The organism is Maridesulfovibrio sp., assembly GCF_963676065.1.
In the GTDB taxonomy this organism is placed as follows: Bacteria; Desulfobacterota; Desulfovibrionia; order Desulfovibrionales; family Desulfovibrionaceae; genus Maridesulfovibrio.
The window spans coordinates 4,050,267-4,069,942 of sequence record NZ_OY780933.1; the positions used below are offsets into that span (position 1 = coordinate 4,050,267).

General features: G+C 46.8%; 21 protein-coding genes and 1 pseudogene. 6 read left to right on the forward strand and 16 right to left on the reverse strand.

The genetic code is table 11. From position 1 onward, the window contains the following. The first annotated feature begins 5 nt into the window (after positions 1-5). A complete protein-coding gene (locus ACKU35_RS18285; protein ID WP_319761579.1) occupies positions 6-674 on the forward strand; it encodes a TIGR04282 family arsenosugar biosynthesis glycosyltransferase in 669 nt (222 codons plus the stop codon). Positions 675-700: 26 nt separating this feature from the next. Here ACKU35_RS18285 and ACKU35_RS18290 read toward each other — a convergent pair whose 3' ends face one another. The 7 genes from ACKU35_RS18290 to rpmH form a co-directional block, all read right to left on the reverse strand. Then, positions 701-958 (reverse strand): hypothetical protein, encoded by a 258-nt coding sequence (locus tag ACKU35_RS18290; RefSeq protein WP_319761580.1) that lies wholly within the window; start codon positions 956-958, stop codon positions 701-703. 1 nt (position 959) lies between these two features. Continuing rightward, on the reverse strand, positions 960-2,339 hold the full coding sequence (gene mnmE, locus ACKU35_RS18295; RefSeq protein WP_407944213.1) for a tRNA uridine-5-carboxymethylaminomethyl(34) synthesis GTPase MnmE: 1,380 nt from the start codon (positions 2,337-2,339) through the stop codon (positions 960-962). A 228-nt stretch (positions 2,340-2,567) separates the two neighbouring features. After that, positions 2,568-3,998: an RNA-binding cell elongation regulator Jag/EloR gene (jag, locus tag ACKU35_RS18300; protein WP_319761583.1), complete on the reverse strand. Its 1,431-nt coding sequence runs from the start codon at positions 3,996-3,998 to the stop codon at positions 2,568-2,570. Positions 3,999-4,049: 51 nt separating this feature from the next. Further along, positions 4,050-5,666, reverse strand: a complete 1,617-nt coding sequence (yidC, locus tag ACKU35_RS18305; protein ID WP_319761585.1) for a membrane protein insertase YidC — start codon at positions 5,664-5,666, stop codon at positions 4,050-4,052. 29 nt (positions 5,667-5,695) lie between these two features. Then, positions 5,696-5,944, reverse strand: coding sequence for a membrane protein insertion efficiency factor YidD (yidD, locus tag ACKU35_RS18310; protein ID WP_319765432.1), 249 nt, complete (start codon positions 5,942-5,944; stop codon positions 5,696-5,698). Positions 5,945-5,958: 14 nt separating this feature from the next. Continuing rightward, a complete protein-coding gene (gene rnpA, locus ACKU35_RS18315) occupies positions 5,959-6,333 on the reverse strand; it encodes a ribonuclease P protein component (RefSeq protein ID WP_319765434.1) in 375 nt (124 codons plus the stop codon). After that, a complete protein-coding gene (gene rpmH, locus ACKU35_RS18320; RefSeq protein WP_136674522.1) occupies positions 6,321-6,455 on the reverse strand; it encodes a 50S ribosomal protein L34 in 135 nt (44 codons plus the stop codon). Before rpmH ends, rnpA begins: the two co-directional genes overlap by 13 nt. Before the next feature lie 361 nt (positions 6,456-6,816). Between rpmH and ACKU35_RS18325 the strand changes: the two genes are divergently transcribed. Both ACKU35_RS18325 and ACKU35_RS18330 read left to right on the forward strand, forming a co-directional pair. Continuing rightward, a complete protein-coding gene (locus ACKU35_RS18325; RefSeq protein ID WP_319761589.1) occupies positions 6,817-7,467 on the forward strand; it encodes a lactate utilization protein in 651 nt (216 codons plus the stop codon). Positions 7,468-7,579: 112 nt separating this feature from the next. Continuing rightward, positions 7,580-8,326: a UPF0280 family protein gene (locus ACKU35_RS18330; RefSeq protein WP_319761591.1), complete on the forward strand. Its 747-nt coding sequence runs from the start codon at positions 7,580-7,582 to the stop codon at positions 8,324-8,326. Positions 8,327-8,392: 66 nt separating this feature from the next. Here ACKU35_RS18330 and ACKU35_RS18335 read toward each other — a convergent pair whose 3' ends face one another. The 7 genes and pseudogenes from ACKU35_RS18335 to ACKU35_RS18365 form a co-directional block, all read right to left on the reverse strand. Next, entirely contained in the window at positions 8,393-8,884 is a 492-nt protein-coding gene (locus tag ACKU35_RS18335) for a hypothetical protein (protein WP_319761593.1), read from the reverse strand. Between the two features lie 23 nt (positions 8,885-8,907). Beyond that, positions 8,908-9,201 carry an MTH1187 family thiamine-binding protein gene (locus ACKU35_RS18340; RefSeq protein WP_319761595.1) on the reverse strand — a complete coding sequence of 98 codons (294 nt, stop codon included), beginning with the start codon at positions 9,199-9,201 and terminating at the stop codon, positions 8,908-8,910. A gap of 76 nt (positions 9,202-9,277) precedes the next feature. Then, entirely contained in the window at positions 9,278-10,330 is a 1,053-nt protein-coding gene (gene aroC / locus ACKU35_RS18345) for a chorismate synthase (protein ID WP_319761597.1), read from the reverse strand. A 1-nt stretch (position 10,331) separates the two neighbouring features. After that, positions 10,332-10,861 (reverse strand): annotated as a pseudogene (gene aroL / locus ACKU35_RS18350) (shikimate kinase AroL). Positions 10,862-11,155: 294 nt separating this feature from the next. Further along, positions 11,156-12,493 carry an APC family permease gene (locus tag ACKU35_RS18355; RefSeq protein WP_319761603.1) on the reverse strand — a complete coding sequence of 446 codons (1,338 nt, stop codon included), beginning with the start codon at positions 12,491-12,493 and terminating at the stop codon, positions 11,156-11,158. Positions 12,494-12,646: 153 nt separating this feature from the next. Then, complete coding sequence (locus ACKU35_RS18360) at positions 12,647-12,988, reverse strand: STAS domain-containing protein (protein ID WP_319761605.1); 342 nt, start codon at positions 12,986-12,988, stop codon at positions 12,647-12,649. 97 nt (positions 12,989-13,085) lie between these two features. After that, a complete protein-coding gene (locus ACKU35_RS18365; RefSeq protein WP_319761607.1) occupies positions 13,086-13,529 on the reverse strand; it encodes an ATP-binding protein in 444 nt (147 codons plus the stop codon). Between the two features lie 133 nt (positions 13,530-13,662). Between ACKU35_RS18365 and ACKU35_RS18370 the strand changes: the two genes are divergently transcribed. The 3 genes from ACKU35_RS18370 to ACKU35_RS18380 are packed head-to-tail and all read left to right on the forward strand — an operon-like array spanning position 13,663 to position 17,292. Beyond that, positions 13,663-16,158: an ABC transporter ATP-binding protein/permease gene (locus tag ACKU35_RS18370; RefSeq protein WP_319761609.1), complete on the forward strand. Its 2,496-nt coding sequence runs from the start codon at positions 13,663-13,665 to the stop codon at positions 16,156-16,158. Positions 16,159-16,160: 2 nt separating this feature from the next. Then, a complete protein-coding gene (locus ACKU35_RS18375; protein WP_319761610.1) occupies positions 16,161-16,658 on the forward strand; it encodes a cyclic nucleotide-binding domain-containing protein in 498 nt (165 codons plus the stop codon). 31 nt (positions 16,659-16,689) lie between these two features. Beyond that, entirely contained in the window at positions 16,690-17,292 is a 603-nt protein-coding gene (locus ACKU35_RS18380; RefSeq protein ID WP_319761612.1) for a hypothetical protein, read from the forward strand. Positions 17,293-17,667: 375 nt separating this feature from the next. Here the strand turns inward: ACKU35_RS18380 and qrcD are convergent, their stop codons facing one another. Together qrcD and qrcC are read right to left on the reverse strand one after the other, a co-directional pair. Further along, positions 17,668-18,900 carry a menaquinone reductase integral membrane subunit QrcD gene (gene qrcD, locus ACKU35_RS18385; RefSeq protein WP_319761614.1) on the reverse strand — a complete coding sequence of 411 codons (1,233 nt, stop codon included), beginning with the start codon at positions 18,898-18,900 and terminating at the stop codon, positions 17,668-17,670. Between the two features lie 14 nt (positions 18,901-18,914). Continuing rightward, a complete protein-coding gene (gene qrcC / locus ACKU35_RS18390; RefSeq protein ID WP_319761616.1) occupies positions 18,915-19,673 on the reverse strand; it encodes a menaquinone reductase iron-sulfur cluster-binding subunit QrcC in 759 nt (252 codons plus the stop codon). Positions 19,674-19,676: the final 3 nt, after the last annotated feature.

Sequence of the window (19,676 nt, forward strand, 5' to 3'; positions counted from 1 at the left end):
TTACCATGAGCAACGTAGTAATAACATTCGTAAAATATCCCGAAGCAGGCATGGTTAAGACGCGGCTCGGAGAAAAATTGGGATACGATGCAGCAGCGAAACTATACTCTGCATTTGTCCGCGATATGCTGCATAACTTTGCAGCCAAAGGAATAGCGCCCCTCATTGCTTATGATCCCTTCAGGACGGAAGCTGAATACCGAAAATGGCTGGGCGAACACAATTACTTACCGCAACAGGGCAGCGATCTCGGGGAAAGAATGTATAACGCTTTGCGATCTGCATTTGTCCGCGGGTTCGATTCATGCGTCCTGACCGGTAGCGACCTGCCGGACCTTGACCCTGAGTATCTCCTGCAAGCCGCACATTACCTAAAAGAAACCCCCGCCTGCATCGGAACTGCAAGTGACGGGGGCTATTACCTGATCGGTTTTCAAAAAAAATCATTAACTGATTCCATCTTCAAAAATATGGAATGGAGCACAAAAAAAGTATTTGCTTCGACAATATCACGTTTAAAAAGAAAAGGCATAACGCCGAAGCTGCTGCCGGAACATCAGGATATAGATACGATTGCCGACCTAACACTACTGCATGAAAATCCCGCAATCCCGAAATTATGTCCGGAAACCGCAGCCGTTTTAAAAAAGGTATTCCCGGAAAGTTCCGTATAAAAATACGGAATCGGACCTGAAATAGATTAATATTCGACGATATTAAGTTTATCTTCAGCGCTGCTTTTGCGACGCGTAAAGCGCAGACGGTCACAGCCAAGATCATCTATGACTTCAATATTCCAATTTCCGCCGGTACCGAATCCGCTAAGAATTTCCTGACGAATGCCGAGCCGGATCTGAAATTCAACCACAGGATTTGACGTGGTATCAAGATGGTTAACGATAAGGGGCACCAGCCCGCAGGTTACGCCTTTAAGATCTACAAATTTACTGTTGTCCATTTTATTTTCCAACGCAAAAATTTTCAAAGATTGAATTCAATACCTCTTGCGGCGTAATCTCTCCGGTTATCTCGGAAAGTGCGCTGCATGCAGACTCAAGCCTAACGCCCAGCAGATCGTACGGCACCTGCATTTTTATATCTGTCAGAAGTTCATCAAGCTCCGCATGAGCTTTTTTCAAAGTTGCGGCCTGACGGGAATTAGGCACTAACTCATCCGGGTCCGGTTCACCGGATTCTTTGAGAATACGCTCACGGATAAGCTCAGCCAAACGCTCAATACCCTGACCCTTTTTAGCCGAAATTTCAACAACATCATATCCGGCAGCACGCATCGTATCAGCAGGAGACGGAACAGCCTGTTCGAGATCGGATTTGTTAATCACAGCAAGACATTTCTCCTGCGCATCGGCAAACTGAGGATCGACATCATCAAGGGTAAATGGCTTGGAACCGTCAATAATCAGCAACACAAGATCAGCCTGTGAGGCAAGGTCTCGGCCCATGTCCAAGCCTGCCAGTTCCACGGCATCGTCTGTTTCGCGCAATCCGGCAGTATCTACAACCCGAACCTGCAAGCCTTCGAGATTGAGGGTTTCCTCAATAAAATCGCGGGTAGTACCGGGAATATCGGTCACTATAGCCCGGTTACGGCCCAAAAGAGCGTTAAGCAGACTGGATTTACCGGCATTTACCATACCGGAAAGTACCGCCAGACCACCCTCACGCCAAGCTTTGGTCCGCTCTACTCCGGACAGAATTTCAGAAATATTTTTTGCCGCATCTTCCACTTCGGAATGCATTTGTTCAAGCGGCAGGCACTCCAGCTCGTCTTCAGGAAAATCAACTGCAACGCAAAGCTGAGCCCGAAGTTCTTCCAACCGTAGCCGCAATCCATTGATACGTTCACCCAACACACCGGAAAGTTTTACCTTCGCAAGTTGAGCCGCACCGCGTGAAGGGGCATGAATCATCTCAGCTACGGCTTCAGCCTGAGTGAGATCCATACGTCCATTAAGGAAGGCGCGTAAGGTGAATTCTCCGGCGTTGGCTATGCGTGCTCCCTTGGCAAGAACTTCGCCCAGAACAGCGCTGAGGATAGCCCTTCCGCCATGGCAATTGAGTTCCACAGTATCTTCCCCGGTGTAAGAATTAGGGCCGGGCATAAACACAGCGAGCACATCATCTATTTCTACCGATTCTGCATCTACAATGGTTCCGTAATGCATTGTATAGGGCTTGAACCCTGAAAAAGATTCCTTGGCCGGGCGAAAAATGTCATTGGCGATGGACAAAGATTTTTCACCGCTGATCCTGATTATTCCGACCCCGCCGTCTCCCGGAGGAGTCGCAACTGCGGTAATCGTTCCGGTGGAAGTGATAGACATAGCAATTATCTCCCTAAAAAAAGGATAAACCCCGCAGACTCAGGTCCACGGGGTTTTCATAATCTTAATTCACCGCTCCTGAATGGGCGAAAAACCGGATGCGCTATACGCTTTACCAGAGAATTTCACCTACTGCGGCCAAAGGAGTTATCCCCTTCGGAATCCGAATCCGGTAGATTCGGTTCAGCTTAAACAGGATAATAGTAATTTCGATCCTGAAAATTAAAAACGGTTGTAGCGCTCACTATTGTAGTTCGGGCTATTACCATCTTTATTACGGTCATTACGGCGATTATTATTGTAGCGTGACTGACGATTTCCGTAATTGTTATCCTGCTGGTAACCATTACCGTAATTATCGCCGAAAAGGCCCGGACGATTGAATTCTTCGCGGTTGCCGAAGTTTTCATCGCGGTTCCGGTTGTTTAAATTATCGTTACGCTCGTTGCCGCGGCCGCGTGGACTTTCGGTGCGCTCCGTACGCTCATTGCGACGGCCTCGATAATTGTCAGTACGTTCGTTGCGATCACGACGTCCCCTGCTGCGGTCATTGCTACGGTCATTGCTGCGGGAGTCATAACGATCATTTCCGCCACGATTGTAATTATCGTTGCGTCTACCGCCACCACTGCCACGACTGCGACGGGGCAGGATCAGGACACGCTTCATCGGTCCGTCACCCTTGCTGCGAGTGTTGACATGTTTATCTTCCTGAAGAGCCATGTGAACGACTCTACGGTGATAAGAGCTTAAAGGCTTGGTAGACTGAACTCGACCGGTATGCATGGCCTTATCGGCAAGATGCCAGGCCAGCTGACGAAGTTTTTCATCCTGACGCTCACGGTAGTCGCCGGTATCAATCTGAACACGCACAGAAGTCTGCAATTTCTTGGAGACCATACGGTTGCAGAGGTATTGCAGGGAAGAGAGTGTCTGTCCCTCGCGACCGATAATCAAACCGGAATTTTCTTCGTCATTAACCAGAACATTAACACGGTCTTCGCCCACTTCTATTTCGAGATTGGGTTTGTCCTGAATGATCGGCTCAATCATCATCTCGAGCGCTTCACGAACAGCGGCGGCGATATCTTCAGGATCACCCTCCATTATGCTGCGCGGTTCGCGGCGTTCTTCACGGCGTTCTTCGCGGCGTTCACTCTGCTCTTGTGATTCTGCCGGAGTATCTTCAGCAGTTTCAGTGACAGCAGGTACGGAGCTTTCTTCCCTGACAGCTACTTCGCTTTCAGGCTTAACAGCAACCTTGCCTTCTTCCTTCACCGCAACTTCAGCCTCAGGCTTTACAGCGGGCACTTCAGGCTCGGTACGAGAAACGGGAGCGGTGTCTTCTTTAGCAACGGGAGCGCGTTCTTCCCTGCGCCGATCAGATCTTGGCGCTCTCTGTTCGGGCTGCTCTCTGCGCTGCTGACGTCCTCTTCCTCTTCTTGAATCATCGCTTGCTGCAGAGCGGTTTTCACCACCTCTGGGACGAGCTTTGACTTTAGCATTTTTCTTACCCACCAGACCGAAAACGCCGGTGGACCCACCACTGAGAATCTCAATTTCAAGTTTGTCGCGATTCAGACTAAAATGATCACAGGCATTATTAATCGCCTCGTCCAAATTCTTCCCCTGGAATTCCATGAATTCGCTCATTCTATCTCCTGATTGTTCTTCACTCCATTAAATCCGATCAACTTTTGCGTTCTAATTCTTAACCTTGCGAATCATCATCCACTGCTGCGCAATTGAAAGTATGTTGTTGACCATCCAGTACACAACCAACCCGGCGGGAAAGTTGAGGAACATAAAGGTGAATACGAGGGGCAGAAACATCATCAGCTTCTGCTGTGTCGGGTCACCTGCGGAGGGGGTCATCTTCTGCTGCAGGAACATGGTCGCACCCATCACGATAGGAGTGATGTAAAGCGGATCTTTTGCCGAAAGGTCGGCGAGCCAGACAATATCAGTAAAAGGCAGATAATGGATAAAATCAGCATGCCTGAGGGCTACTGTTCCCATCAGTGCCTTGTACAGTCCGAAGAAAACCGGAATCTGCAGCAGCATCGGCAGACAACCTCCGGCCGGGTTGACATTATATGTCTTGTAAAGCTGCATCATCTCTTTGTTCAGAGCTTCCTTGTCATCGCCGTACTTTTCGCGAAGCTTGGCCATCATGGGCTGCAGACGTTTCATCTGCTCCATGGACTTGTAACTCTTGTGAGACAGAGGCCAGAAAAGAAGCTTGATACCGATGGTCAGCAGAATGATCGCAATGCCGTAGTTATGGGTGAACTGATGAAACCACTCCAGAGCTACAACAAGAGGCTTGGCGATTATATCGAACCAGCCGAAGTTAACTGCCTTGGAGAGTTCTCCGGGCACTTTAGCCATCAACTGCGCATCCATGGGACCAAAATAATAAGAACAGGTCAACTTGCGTTCGATGTCTTTATCAAAGGAAACATTCTGCTCAGCAGCAATGCGGAAAATATCATCCTGCAATTTACCCTTCATAGTAACTGAATCAGAACCGGGCACAAGAGCGAGGATAAAATAGTTAGAATCAATAGCGGCCCAATGGATCTGACCGGATTCGCTGACACCTTTTTCAGCAAGGTCATCACGATCTTTTTCTTCGCCCAGACCTTCAGCATTAAACCATGCGATTCTGGTCGGGTTGTAGCGGTCATCCGCTGCGGTCAGGCTTTTGGTCGCAGTTGTGAAAGCAACGCGTCCAACTCCGCTGGGATTGGATTTATTGATAACCCTCATATCTTCATCAATGAGGTAGTTATCCGCATGAAAAGTAAGTCTGCGCTCTATACGGAACCCTTCGACGTCTCCGCGAAAAGTAAGTGTACCAAGCTTGTTGCCGTCGAGATTGAGGTTTGAACCTTCGTAACCCCAGACCCCGTTGGCCCAAGTGGGAATCCCGTTCAGGATAACTCCCATGGGAGCTTTATCGAGTGCGTTGGTGCCGACCATGTCAACATCCGGAGAATCATGAGCGATGGTCGCTTTAAATTTTTTGAGCTTGAAACTTTCGAGAAGGCCGCCCTGTGAGTTGATCACTGCGGAATAGAAAGGAGTTTCAACGGTGAGTTTTGTTCCTTTGGCGGAAACAATGGCACTTGCGGAAGCGGGATCGGGAAGTTGGTTTGAAACAGGTTCGGCAACTTTGGACTCTACGGCCTGATCCTGTTGTGTGGTTTGCTCCTGTTTGACAGGGGCGGGCTGCTGCTGTGGCGGAAAGAGGAACTGCCAGCCGAGAAGTACTACAAACGATAAGGCTACAGCCAAAATAACGCGTTTATTATCCATGTCTTTTTTTCTCACTAAAAATTTGTCCCTCAGATCAAATCGGGACTACGCGGTGAAATTTTTTTATGGGCGGGAACGGGATCATATCCACCCTTGCATAGCGGATTACAACGCACCAGACGCCACAATGCATAGCCCCCCCCTCTAAACACTCCATGAAGGGATATAGCCTCGATGGCGTATTGCGAGCAGGTAGGATGAAAGCGGCAACACCCCGGAAACAACGGGGATATATACTTCTGATAAAAGCGTATCGGATAAAGAAACAGAGTCCGCATTCCCTGATTTCTCACTATTCCCCCGCAGTAAAAAGCTTGTTAATCTTTCCAATAACCGGGAGAAGTTCTTTTTCGACAAGGTCATAGGTAATGTCCCTGCCGTTCAGAACACGCTTGGGGACAACAATAATGTCCGCACGTACCTGAAAGTTTTCCTGATTAAGCCTGAAGAAACTGCGCAGAACCCTTTTAATTCGGTTTCTTACAACTGCCGGTCCTTTTTTTCTGCTCACGGTAAGGCCCAAACGAACCCCGCCAGGGCCGCTACCATGACACAGCACAAAGAGTATAAAACTCCTTGTGAAGAGCTTTTTTCCCTGCTCGTAGCAGAGATCAAATTCAGGCTTCCTAAGGAGCTTGTGCTCCTTTGTCCAACTTAAACGGCTAATCTTTTACGACCCTTTGCACGACGTCTTGCGATAACAGCACGACCGTTTTTGCTGCGAGAGCGAACGAGAAAACCGTGAGTCCTTTTTCTTCTACATTTACTTGGCTGGTAAGTTCTTTTCATGTTTATTTCTCCAAAAATTAATAACGTTATAAAACCGGACAACAAATTCCAGCTACGAGGAACGGGAACATATATCCCTAACTTTAGGTATCGTCAAGAAATGTTTTCACAGTGCACATGCAGCTAAGTTCTTTTAATCTTACTCTGAATATTCTATGCTGCTTCAAACGAAAACAAGTCCGCATACCCCGATGAGGGCATGCTGTCAAAGTGAATTCATACATAATGCTGACGTGAATCTTTGGTTAATGTCCTAAATGCATATCACGTACGCATTTTTTTTTCACCGCTTTTTTCAAATTTTAAGCGTTTTTTTAACCGCCATGCAATCTCGGTATGAAACAAAACAAAGGAGTTACAAATGAACCCCGTACAATCTTTCTGGGACATCAAACTCGGAGAAATAAAAGAAGTTTTTGAAGACAACGGTTACACAACATATGTCGTTAAAAACCAGAAAGCAGCTTCATCCCTCGTTCTTGACAAAATAATCCCCAAACTGAAGCCTAAATCCATCAGCTTCGGTGGTTCCACGACCATGGTCGACTCCGGCATATATGACCAGATCAAGAAGCTTAAAAATGTCAAGGTGATCGACACTTATGATGTAAATCCTCCCATGGCTGAAAAACTGGAACGACGCAGACAGTCTCTTATCACCGACCTGTATCTTACCAGTGCAAACGCTTTCACTGAAGAAGGCGAGCTGGTAAATCTCGACGGCACAGGCAATCGTGTTGCTGCTATGGCTTTCGGTCCCCGCAACGTTGTTGTTCTCGTCGGACGCAACAAACTTTGCCCCGACCTTGACGCAGCCATAAGCCGTGTAAAAGAATACGCAGCACCGGTTAACGCCATGCGGCTTAAGCGCAAAACACCTTGCGCGGTTACCGGTAAGTGTCAGGACTGTAATTCCAAGGACCGCATCTGTAATGTCTGGGCGATCACTGAAAAGTCTTCGCCACAGGGACGCATTCATGTAGTCTTTATCAATGAAGATTTAGGCTTCTAAGTATTAACGGATCTACGTCCGGGGGGGGAAACATAAACGTGATTCCTCCCCGTTTTTTTTACAACTTTTATCCGGCTTCCATGTATTGCGGAAAGCCTTCCTGCAAATTATTTTGAGCAAAAAAATACATACAGATCATACCCGCGGATACCGTAACACCGTCGCCATCTCAGGGGGCGAGACTTCATTTCAGGTTGTTGTCGAGCAGACGGATTTATTTATTGTAGCCGAAAAAGATTTAAGCGATCAGGCTCTTGCCGCCGTCCACGACATTCGCGGTATTTTACAGGCCCATTTTGTCCTTAATCCCTCTTTCGCCACCAGCCTTACCCCTGTTGCCGTGCCTGAAAATATTCATCCGGTAATTAAAGCCATGGCAGAAAGCGCACAGGCGTGCAATGTCGGTCCCATGGCAGCGGTGGCAGGCGCAGTGGCTGAATATGTCGCTGATCAACTACTGCCGTTATCGGCTAATGTCATTGTTGAAAACGGCGGAGATATTTTCATGTATTCCAGCTCAAAACGCAAAGTGGCCCTGCTCTCCGATCCTGATTCCGGAGCCAGAATAGGGTTATCCATTGAAGCTGCCGATTTCCCTCTTTCCATATGCTCTTCATCGGGAACCATCGGTCATTCGCTCAGCCTCGGCAGTGGAGATCTGGTTACAGTGCGCGCGAAAGACGCCCGTTTTGCAGACGCGGCAGCCACCGCTCTCGCCAACCTGCTCAAATCCCCCGCTGATGTGCCGCTGGTAATAGAAAAAGCCCGTGATCTGTCAGAACACGGGCTGGATGGTGTTTTCGTACAATACGATTCCAAAATTGGTGCGTGGGGCGATCTGGAATTAGTTTCACTCTAAAAAACCGCACCGGCACGCAGCCGGCAATGCCGGAAAGTTTACCTGGGCCTCCAAAAAAGGCACAGACTACTGCAAGACTGCACGCTCAATAGCCATAAACGGCGGCTCATTGCCAGATTCCCGATTCTTGTACAACGCCATGCGATAGCCGAAGGAAACATACAGCGGACCGGAATCAAGCTGATCCGGCTTTAATGCGAAATCAAAGGGGATTCCCTTGCCATCCTCCAGCTTTTCCGGAGAAAAAACCTGCAATCCCTGCGCAAGGACATTGCCGTCCATATCGCTCAGGTACCCCTGAATCCAAAGTTCTCCGATCCAACCGGCCCACATGGGCACATTGCTTTTCTTTACATAAGCCATTCCACGTACGCCGAAATTCTCTTTGCGCGGGACTATCTCATAATCAAAATTCATGAACTCCATCTGCATGGTCCGCGGTGTTTCGAGCCGCCATGACTGCCGTTGAAGGTGAGAAACCCCTAAATGCACGCATCCAGACATGATCATTGTTAGAATCAGCAGACCGACATAAATTACTGGCTTTGAAATTTTCATTTGTTTTTCCAAATCAACTCCGGCTATAATTTAGATTCCACAGACTGGACTTTTCCGTGTAGCCGGTCCACCGCGCCTTTACGGCAGTCGGCTTTCATCAGCATATAAATTCGCTCGCAATCGATTTCAAGAGCCTGATAACATTTTGTAACCACAGCCATAACCTCATCCCACTCACCTTCGATACATGTTCCCATAGGACCAAGCTCGCAAGGCAGGCCGCACTCACGGATAATTTTAACAACCCTAGCCACGTAAGGGCTGACACTCGCTCCCTTGTCAGTTGGAAATATCGTTAATTCAACCAGTGCGCTCATTTCATATTCTCCATACGCTATAGCGGTTATTTTCAATAATTTTAAAGAATCAAACCGCCATATGCAAACATTTAAATCATCCCATCCTACGTTGCAGCAGGATAAAATCCGCAACGGTGAGCATAGCCATGGATTTAAGCACAGGAACGATACGGGGTATTGCGCAGATATCGTGCCTGCCACCGATTTTAATTTCCTCGGAATTACCGTCACGGTCAACAGTCTGCTGCGGTTTACTGATGGAAGGTATGGGCTTTACATATGCTCGGACCACAATATCCTGTCCACTGGAAATTCCACCGAGTATTCCCCCGGCGTTATTGCTGCAAAATCCATCTGCATTCATAAAATCATTGTTCTCGCTGCCCAATGCGTCAGCCGCTTTGCACCCGGAACCGATTTCAACTCCTTTGACGGCACCAACAGACATGAGCGCATAGGCTAACCGGGCATCTATCTTATCGAAAACAGGTTCACCCAGCCCAGCAGGAACACCTTTTACGCGAACCTCGACCACTCCGCCAAGGGTATCCCCCTTTGATCGAATTTCCTTGACCCGTTCTTCCCAGCGGGGAATTACTTCTGAGTCAGCAGCAAAAAATAGATTCTCATGGGATTTTTCCGGCTCTTTAACTTCAGCCTCTATACCTCCGATACGCACCGTATATGCCTGACAGGCAATACCCTGCTGAAGCAGAAACTCCTGCGCCACCGCCCCTCCAGCAACACGCGATACAGTTTCGCGGCCGGAAGAACGTCCGCCTCCCCGGTAATCTCGAAAGCCGAACTTAGCATCAAAAGTATAATCGGCATGCCCCGGGCGATACACATTCATTATCTTAGAATAATCTCTGGAACGCTGGTCGGTGTTTTCAATATGGAAACCAATGGATGTTCCCGTAGTGCGACCTTCAAAAACGCCGGAAAGAATCCTGATTCGATCCGCCTCGACGCGAGCGGTGGAGGCAACGCCCTGTCCGGGTTTGCGGCGATCCAGCTCAAGCTGGATAATTTCTTCATTAAGTTCTATGCCCGCCGGGCAACCATCAATAACCCCGCCCAGTCCGGGACCGTGGGATTCTCCATAGGTGGTGAGCTTAAAAATCCGGCCGAATGTATTGCCGCTCATATTATTTATCTCCCATGCTTGAGGATTGATACCTTTTCATAATTTTCCCGCTTACGTCATCAATAGAATCGGAACCGTCCACGACAAAACCGGCACAGCCGTGATAGAATTCTTTACGCTCTTCAAGGACGTCACGGATCTCATCTACAATGGACTTTCCGGTAAGCGACGGACGCTGATCCACATTAGGATCAGCCTCTAGACGGTTAGCGAGAACACGCACATCAGTTTTCAGATACACGGTAAAATTTTTCTTCAGCACATTTCTGTTTTCCTGCCGAACCACTATTCCACCCCCACAGGATATGACCGCCCTATCTTTTTTGATAGCTCGCCAAGCACCTCTGCCTCCAGATCGCGAAAGCCGTTCCAGCCTTTTTGCTCTACGTACTGCGCAATATCACAACCGGCCTTTCGCACAAGGACTTCGTCGGTGTCATAAAATTTAAAATTCAACTTATCAGCAAGTATCCTGCCCACGCTGGTTTTGCCGCAAGCTCTAGGCCCGATCAGGTAAATATTGGATAGCATAATATCCCCGTTGAAATTCTAGTGATAAAAAAATGACCACAACTTAAGCCTATGGAATCATAAGACTATCTATCATTGCTAGATCATACCGAAAATTGTGTTGAGGGAAAAGCACAGGCGAGACTGTGAGGAATAGGACTGAATATCAGTCAGCGATACGAATAATTAACTGGAAATATGGTCGACTTGTCAAGCCCGGAACGTAAATGATTCACAATAAAAAAATTGGCACACCCGGAAGCATGCCAATTTTATATTCACACTCAGCCCTGCGCTTTGCTGGCAGGGGCCTGATTAGTTATAACTCACAATATTCAGCTCTTCGTCTTCGGGATCATCATGAACCGGATCACTTTGTTCTGATTCACTTTCCTCGGAATCTTCGGAGGGGAGATCATCATGATCAACTTCTTCTAGAGGCGGATAGTCACAGTAATCCTTGACCGTTAAGCCAAGAACAGCTCCTGCTACCGCCATGCAGCCTACCGCGTACAGAAAATAATTGCTGAATTCGATGTTCAGACAGCAGACGACCGCAGCAATCAGGTGCAGCCCCAGAGTCAAAAAACGCGGCAGGTAAAATCGACCGGCCCGGCGCATGGCTACTATGCCCAGCAAATCGATAAGAGCGTACGAACCGAACCAGAAACAAAGCCCGGCAGAGATTAGTGATTCCAGTTCGTCCTTATCAGCCCAGCCGTTAGCGAGCATCAGCGCAACAATTACGCCGACAAAGACCGCCGCTCCTCGGACGGCATAGCCGGAATAACTTTCGGCTACAATTTTGCGCAACCTATGGCCGAACAACTGAAACAGGCCGAATATTGCTGCAAAAGTTGCAAAAATTATTGTCCCGCCCATAAGCAGAACACCTTTACCGTTCAAAATATGAGCGGCAACCTTAAGCTGCGGCAATGTGCTTTCCAACAATCCGTCAGGAGTTTCAACCAGCAAGGAGGTCCAGCTAAACAGGGCAAAAACCACAAGGATCATGAATATGGCAGGATAGGCACGCGAACTTTTATTCTCGAAAACAAGAGGAAGATCAAAACCGATAAAAGCCAGCACAGACAGAAAAACCAGCTGCAACCAGCCCATTATCCCGGATTCGGCTAGTCCTGCAGGCAGCAGAGGAGAAAAGAATTGCGGAAGCTGAACGGGGTAGCCCATTCCATTGGACCCGGGCTGATCAACCATAATTACCATATACAGGAAGAAGACAAAGGCCAGAGTAAGGCTGCCCCCGAAAAGGTCTCCGGCGTATTTTTTACACAGAAAACAAGCCCACACCGCAAGGGCAAGAATGAAGAATGAGGCAGCGAGAGGCGAAAATAAACTTAAAAATATTTCATTAACAGTATTTCCGGCAATGCCCAGCCAGGAGACAGCCAGCACTGTAAGGGTAAAAAAACGAGCCACATCAAGGAATCCAAAGGCGACGCGGTCAACCGGTGTTGCCCGCAGCTCTCCGGACGAAAGCTTGTCCATGCTTCGCGCCGTACAAACAGAAACAAGTGCGGCCAGAACCAGCATCACCATAAAGGCTGCTCCTCCTAAGCCGGCACCGTACCCGGCTGCCTCAATCCCCCTTGGAGACAGCATTACTGCAAGTGATGTAAATATTCCGCTCATTTTTCCCTCCATATATAATGAAAAGCACAACATCTATTATAGCAATAAAATATCGCAGTTTCAAAAAACAAACTTCCTGTCCGCATTATAGCGGACAGGAAGTATATATTACATGTAGAACGACCCTATCATGGCCTGATTGTTCTAAAAAGTCTAGAAAGAGGATATACATTCATCCATGTTATCATAAATGGGCAGGAAAGACACAAAACCGGAAAGGTCAAAAACTTCCCTGATGTAATCTTTAAGTGAGCAAAGCATCATTTTACCCTCACCACCTTTTAGTTCACGTGCTGCTTTAAGCAGGACGCGCAGTCCGGCGCTGGAAATATACTCAAGATTTTCAAAATCTAAAATAATCTTAATTTCCCCACTCTGAATTGAATTCAGGAGTCTTTCCTCAAAATCATTAGATGTATTAGAATCAAGCCGACCTTTTAACTGAAAGGTAATAATCCCACTATTTTTAATTTCACCGACTTCAAGCCCCATCATTTCCTCCGTTTCACGATTTTACCGCCAGAGAGGTGGCATTGCACTATTAGCGGTTAATATAAAAATCTGTCCAGCGGACTGGTTAACTACACTATTACTATTGAATATTTTTTACTAACTTTAATTTATTTTTGCCGTCTTCCCACGAATATTCGATACTGTCCATAATCTTACGCATAAAATAGATTCCAAGGCCACCAATTTTACGTTCCTCGCAAGCGCACTCCATCTCTGGCTCCGGCGCTTTAAGGGGATTGAACATGTGTCCGTCATCCTCAATCAACAAAGTAAGAAAACCATCCTTTAATTTCATGATGATTTCAAATTTGTGTCTATCCGACTGGCAACCGTAACTGACAAGGTTTGTAAACAGCTCATCCAGTACAAGATTGAGTTCGAACACTGTTTTATCGGGTATGCCGTTATCACTACCGAAATTTTCAATATTTTCGGCAAGGATTTTGAGCTCAGATATATCCGATTTCAACGAGAAGGAAGAAGTAACGCCGCACTCGGCCTGCGACTTCATTTTATTTGCCAAAGCCTTATCCTCGAATTTTCTCATTATGGATAGATAATACCAATTACCCAACATAAGTTAGAAAACCCTTGTAGCTGCGTCAACAAAAAGGTAATAAAATATTATTAGACAGATAGCCTTACAGGAGTAATGAATGATCACCAAACGTCCGCTAACATACTGGATAAAAAACAGTAATATGAAATTACAACTCATATTGCTGGTTGTCATCTTTTTTACAGTAGCAGTCAGGCTTATCCCGCTCGAAATGCAAAAAAAAATCATCAACCAAGCCATCAGTATGCGCAAGGTTGATTTATTATTTATGTACTGCGGATTCTACATTGCTTCTGTTGTTACCGCCAGTCTGCTCAAATATCTGATCACCGTGTTACAAACGTATATAGGTCAGCAATCACTTGCACAAATGAGAAAGGAGCTCTACGCCCATATCCTGACTCTACCGCTCAGCTATTTCAGAAAGGCGAACCCCGGCATGGTGGTATCCTCGCTGGTAACCGAGTTGGCTCCGGCGGGTGAATATGTAGGACAATCAGTGGCGGTTCCGGTGACTAACCTGCTTACTCTTATCGCCTTTGCCGGATACATGTTTTTCCTTAACCCCATCATGGCCGGTATTTCCATATCACTATATCCTTTTGTTATATATCTGGTCCCCAAACTCCAGAAAAAATCAAATAAAGCTAATAAAAAACGGGTCGATACCACCCGAAATCTCAGTACGCATATCAACGAGACCATTTCCGGTATTCACGAAATTCACGGTAACGGTTCCTACCGCATTGAAAACCGTAAATACGGAAGTTTCGTAGATCGGCTTTTCAAAATCAGAATAACCTGGATTCTTTACAAACAGGGCATAAAGGTTCTTAATAATTTTTTCCAAAGTCTGGGACCTTTCCTGCTCTTTATAGTTGGCGGGTATCTGGCTATTCAGGGTCGTTTTGATCTCGGTGCGCTGGTGGCTTTCCTTTCAGCCTATGAAAAAATTTATGATCCGTGGAAAGAATTGATGGATTTCTATCAGGTCCATAATGATGCCGGAGTCCGGTACCAACGCGTAATGGAATACTTCGATACAGCTCCTGAATTCGTACTCGAACCGGAAGGCCGTGCACCGGTAAAACTCAAAGGAGATATCGAAGTCCAAAACCTCGGATTCACTGTTTCCGGCAACATCCGGCTGCTCAAGCAAATCAATATGCGACTTAAACCCGGCGAACAAATGGCCCTTGTCGGTTTTTCTGGTAGCGGCAAGAGCACGCTGGCTCAATGTATCTCCCAGCTCTACAAATATACGGGAGGCTCGGTCAAAATCGACGGCTATGAAGTAGCTGATTTGACCAAGGCCGACATGGTTCACAACATGGGTATTGTGGCCCAGTCTCCTTTCATATTTTCCGGTACCATCAAGGCCAACCTACTATATTCATGTGCGGCAGTTCTTGAAAACGATCCCGAATCTGAACAAAAAATGCCCAGCCGCGACAATATGATCGAAGCCATACAGCAAGCCGGAATTTTTGTGGATGTGCTGCGTTTCGGACTAAATACTCTTCTTGATCCTGATAAAGAATCAGAACTCTCTGAGAGACTGGTCCGGGTACGTAAGAACTTCCATTCCGACTATGGAGAAAAACTTGCCGAGCATGTGGAATTTTACCATGAAGGACAGTATCTGAAATATTCAAGCATAGCCGGGAACATCACCTTCGGTCATGCAAATGACACCAGTTTTTCAGGGCGTGAACTGGTCAGCAATGAATATTTTGTCAATTTCCTAAGAAACGCGCAACTTGAGACCCCTCTATTAAGTCTGGGCCGTGAGCTTGCAAAACAGACGGTTGACATTCTGGGCAATCTCCCGCCTGATGAAGTTTTCTTTGAACAAAGTCCCATTCCTTCCGAGGAATTTGAAGATTACAAGCAGCTCATAAATCGCATTGAAGGCATTACACTACAGGAACTTCAGGGCAAAGACCGTGAGATGCTTTTGCACCTCGCACTTGGTTTTGTACCCGGCAGGCATAAAATTGTTGTTCTTCCAGCGGTACTTCAGGGGCTTATCCTTGATGGTCGGAAGCTCTTTAACTCGCAGGTCTCTCAAGAAAGACCCGAGACTTTCAGCTTCTACCAGATGTCTGAATTTATCCCTTCGCAGACTATTCTGGATAACATCCTCTTTGGTAAACCAAAGACCGATCATCCCAAAGTTCAGGACACCATCAACCAATCCATGATTCAGTTGCTGATTGAGGAGGACCTCCTTGAGACAGTCGTAGAATTGGGCATGGAGTTTCAGGTCGGAACCAAAGGCGACAAACTTTCCGGTGGACAATGCCAGAAACTCGCCATTGCGCGAACATTCCTCAAAAATCCGCCTATCATGATTCTAGATGAGGCAACATCGGCGCTGGACAACAGATCCCAGAACCGGATTCAGGGGCTGCTCGAAACCAAATGGAAAGGCAAGGCGACGCTTATCTCAGTTATACACAGACTTGATACGATCAAGAATTACGATAAAGTGGCAGTCATGAAGGCTGGTAAATTAATGGAAGTAGGTCCTTATGATGAACTCATCGAAAAAAAGGGACTGCTTTACGAACTTATACACGGAGCGCATTAATTATGGTACCGGAAACCAGTGAATATCAAGAACACTTGGAAATAATGAGGGAAATACCGTACTTCTCTGGGCTTGAACTTGAAGCGCAAAAACTAATCGCTTACCTTTGTGTTCGTGACAAGTTTGCAGCCGGTGAGGAAGTGTTCGCCAGTGGCGACCTCGACCAATCCGCATATTTCATCATTAGCGGAACCATGGAAGCTTACCTTGATTCTGGATCGATTAAGGTTCAATCATTCAAGGATGGTAATTTTGTCGGCGCTCTTTCACTAATTGGCAGCTCCAAGAGACTTTTCACTTTAAAGGCAACTTCTGATTGTGTATGTATTCGCCTTACCAGAGAAAAATTTAAGAAAGCACAAGAACAATATCCTGAAATAAGTACAAAATTCTTGAAGGCCACAGTTAACATGATCAGCCACTGGGAAGAACGATTTCTTTCTATGTACAACCCTGATTGTTCAGGATGCACTAGCGGAATCGGGTTGACTCTCATTTAGTTACAGCCATAAGGGTTTACAGGTGGAACACATGAAAAGAACAATTATACTTACTATTATCTCCTGCTTACTTCTTATTTCTAGTGCCGGTGCGGCCCAGAACGCTCCTGAATCAATTGCCGGTATAACAATTGGTAATAATGTTTCAACGGTTCGCTCTTTGCTGGAAATGAAATCTGAAACATCACCCTGGCAGGAAGAATACATTAAACGTATAGGTCTTAGAGAATTGGAAGGTTACAGAGGCGGCTACGTTGTGGTCGGTAACTGTAAACGCAAAGACATCATCCTGCGCATGAAGTTGAAATACTCAAACAACAGCTTGAATTTTTTCAATAAAATTTACAGCAAAATTGAAAAACGTTTCGGCCAACCCAATGATTGGCGAGGTAACCCTTTCGGTACCCTTAAAGTCTGGAAATGGTCGCTTAAAGATAAGTATGGAAATATAAGTCTAATTCTTCAGCATTTTAGTGGGGATGACGATTCCATCACCCAAGGCAACTCGATCAGACTCTCCCGACCATCTTGGATTCAAGAAGAAAAACAGTGTTGGGATCAGACTCATCCGATAATTCAGGACAAGCCTATTCCCGCTAAAATGCAAGGCATGAAATGGTTCCTGCCCTACTAGGCTGAGCCTCACAGTATAAAATTTAAAAGCCTCTTCGCTATTGCGGAGAGGCTTTTCTTCTGCGCTATCGCTCATTTTTCGGGCTATCACACACTACTGTTTTTAACCGCAGGAAGCAGTGAGAAGAACATCTCTCAATTGTCCAGAATTGCCTAATTTATAAATGAGCTTCTGCTAACCTAGAAAGTGTATGTAAAAATTGAGGCTACAACTTAAATAGGCTGATGAACACGCGCAGATGTCCAACTATAAACATCAAAAGGCATCCTGAAATAAATCCCTTGGATGTACCTATTTCAAAAAAGTGCCCCAATAAGAAAAGGCCCCACTCGTGAGAGTGAGGCCTTTAGACTTAACTTATGCTGTCAGCTGATGCTATTTCTTGTTCAGCTTGAGTTCCTGAGGGAACACAGGCAGATAGCGATAGCAGAGACTGATAACCAAAGCACCGTAAGCGCAGATCATCAGGGTGGTAGCCCATTCTGCCCAGTTAGGTGCGTAGGTTTCCCAGTTATCAAAAGGCATAACCGGAATAGCGATGGTCTGGACGGTGAAGACGTAACGGTTGATGGTTATGCCGATGCAGTCCAGAATAGCTGCTGAATACAGCAGTGCGGGGTTGTTTCTGATGGACGGAGTGATCAACATAATTGCGGGAACGATTCCGCAGAGTACGATCTCAGTCCACAGTAACCACTGACCGTAGATATTACCGTAGAACATCTGGTCAAAGGTCAAGCCCACGGAAGGCAGATAACCGACAGCCCAAGCCCAAGTATCAATGATCTTGAAGAACATGTACACGCAGAGCATGGTACCGGCGATTTTACCCATCAGGGCTTTTACTTTGTAATCCACCAATTTTTTACCAGTCATCTTTTCGATGAGGGTACAAACCAGAACTGTGAAAACAGGACCGGACCCTACAGCGGAAAGAACAAAAAGGAAGAATGTCCAGGGCCAGATGAAGAAACCTTCACGGAAAGCGTAAGGACGACCAAACATAACGCCGTACATACCGCCCAAGGAACCCTGGTGAAAGGTGGAAAGGAAGGTTCCGATACCTGCGAACAGAGCCATATTCACGTGTAAGTGATGGGCAAAGTGATGCAGAAAAGGAATCTTATTCAGCTGTTTCTGTTCTAAAACCAGCGGAATGAATTCAATAATCAGAACTGTGCAGTAGCAGGTAATACAGAAGATAACTTCTGTGAGCATGGAGTGCACATTGGGGTGCCAATAGCCGAACCATGCCCGGATAGGCTGCCCGATGTCCATGGTCAGAATGAGCATGGCGCCGGAGTAGCACAGGAACCCGAGAATAACTGCAAGGTTAATAATATTTTTAAGTTGATCGATCTTGAGAATATACTTGAGAAAACCGGTAAAAAAAGCACCGGCACCAAGTGCGATAACAGCAAGGTCGAAAGTAATCCAAAGTCCAAACCCGAAGTAGTTGTCAAGGCCGGTTACGCCGATACCGTAATAGAAAATATTAACGGCAGCATAGACGCCCCAGAGCAGGACGGCTGTCGGAAAGACCATCCAAAGCAGGAACTTGGGCAGTCCGCAGCGTTTTACGCCTTCGGGGAAGAGATTGCTATCCATGGTAAACCTCCCTCCTAGTGCTTGTCTTCAGCGATGTGGTTATCACTCTGCTCACGGACCCAGTCACGACGGCTGATGTAGTACACCTGAGGTTCCATGCCGATAGACTCCAGAATGCGGAAAGCATTGGGGCTCTTAATCAGCTCATGAACTTTGTGCTCAGGGTTCTTGGAATCACCGAAAGAGATAGCGCCGGACGGACAAGCTTCCAGACAAGCAGGTTTATACCAGCCGTCAGGGAGTTTATTGGGGTCCATACCTTCATTACGTGCGCGTTCTCTGGCGTTCAGCAATCTGGAATGGCAGAAGTTACATTTCTCAACAACACCGCGAGGACGGGTGGAGGTTGAGGGGGACAAAGCCTTATCCATACCTCCGGGCCAAACAGGGTCCAGCCAACCGAAGTAGCGGGCGTGGTAAGGACATGCCGCCATGCAATACCGGCAACCGATGCAGCGGGGATAAATCTGGCTGACGATTCCGCCTTCTTCGTCCTTTGTAGTCGCAACTACAGGACAGACGGGAACGCAGGCAGGATGTCCGCACTGCATACAGGGTCTGGGCAGGTAGGCAACTTCCCTGTTGGGAAATTCCTTACCGTTAGTAAGTTCATAGACATTCATCCAGGTAAGGGTCTTAAGTTTATTAGACCCTTCTTCCATGGGAGCTATGTTATTTTCAGCCTGGCAGGACACCATACAAGCACCGCAACCGGTACACTTGTCGACATCGACCACCATGGTCCATTTAGTATCAAATTCAATATGCTGCATAAC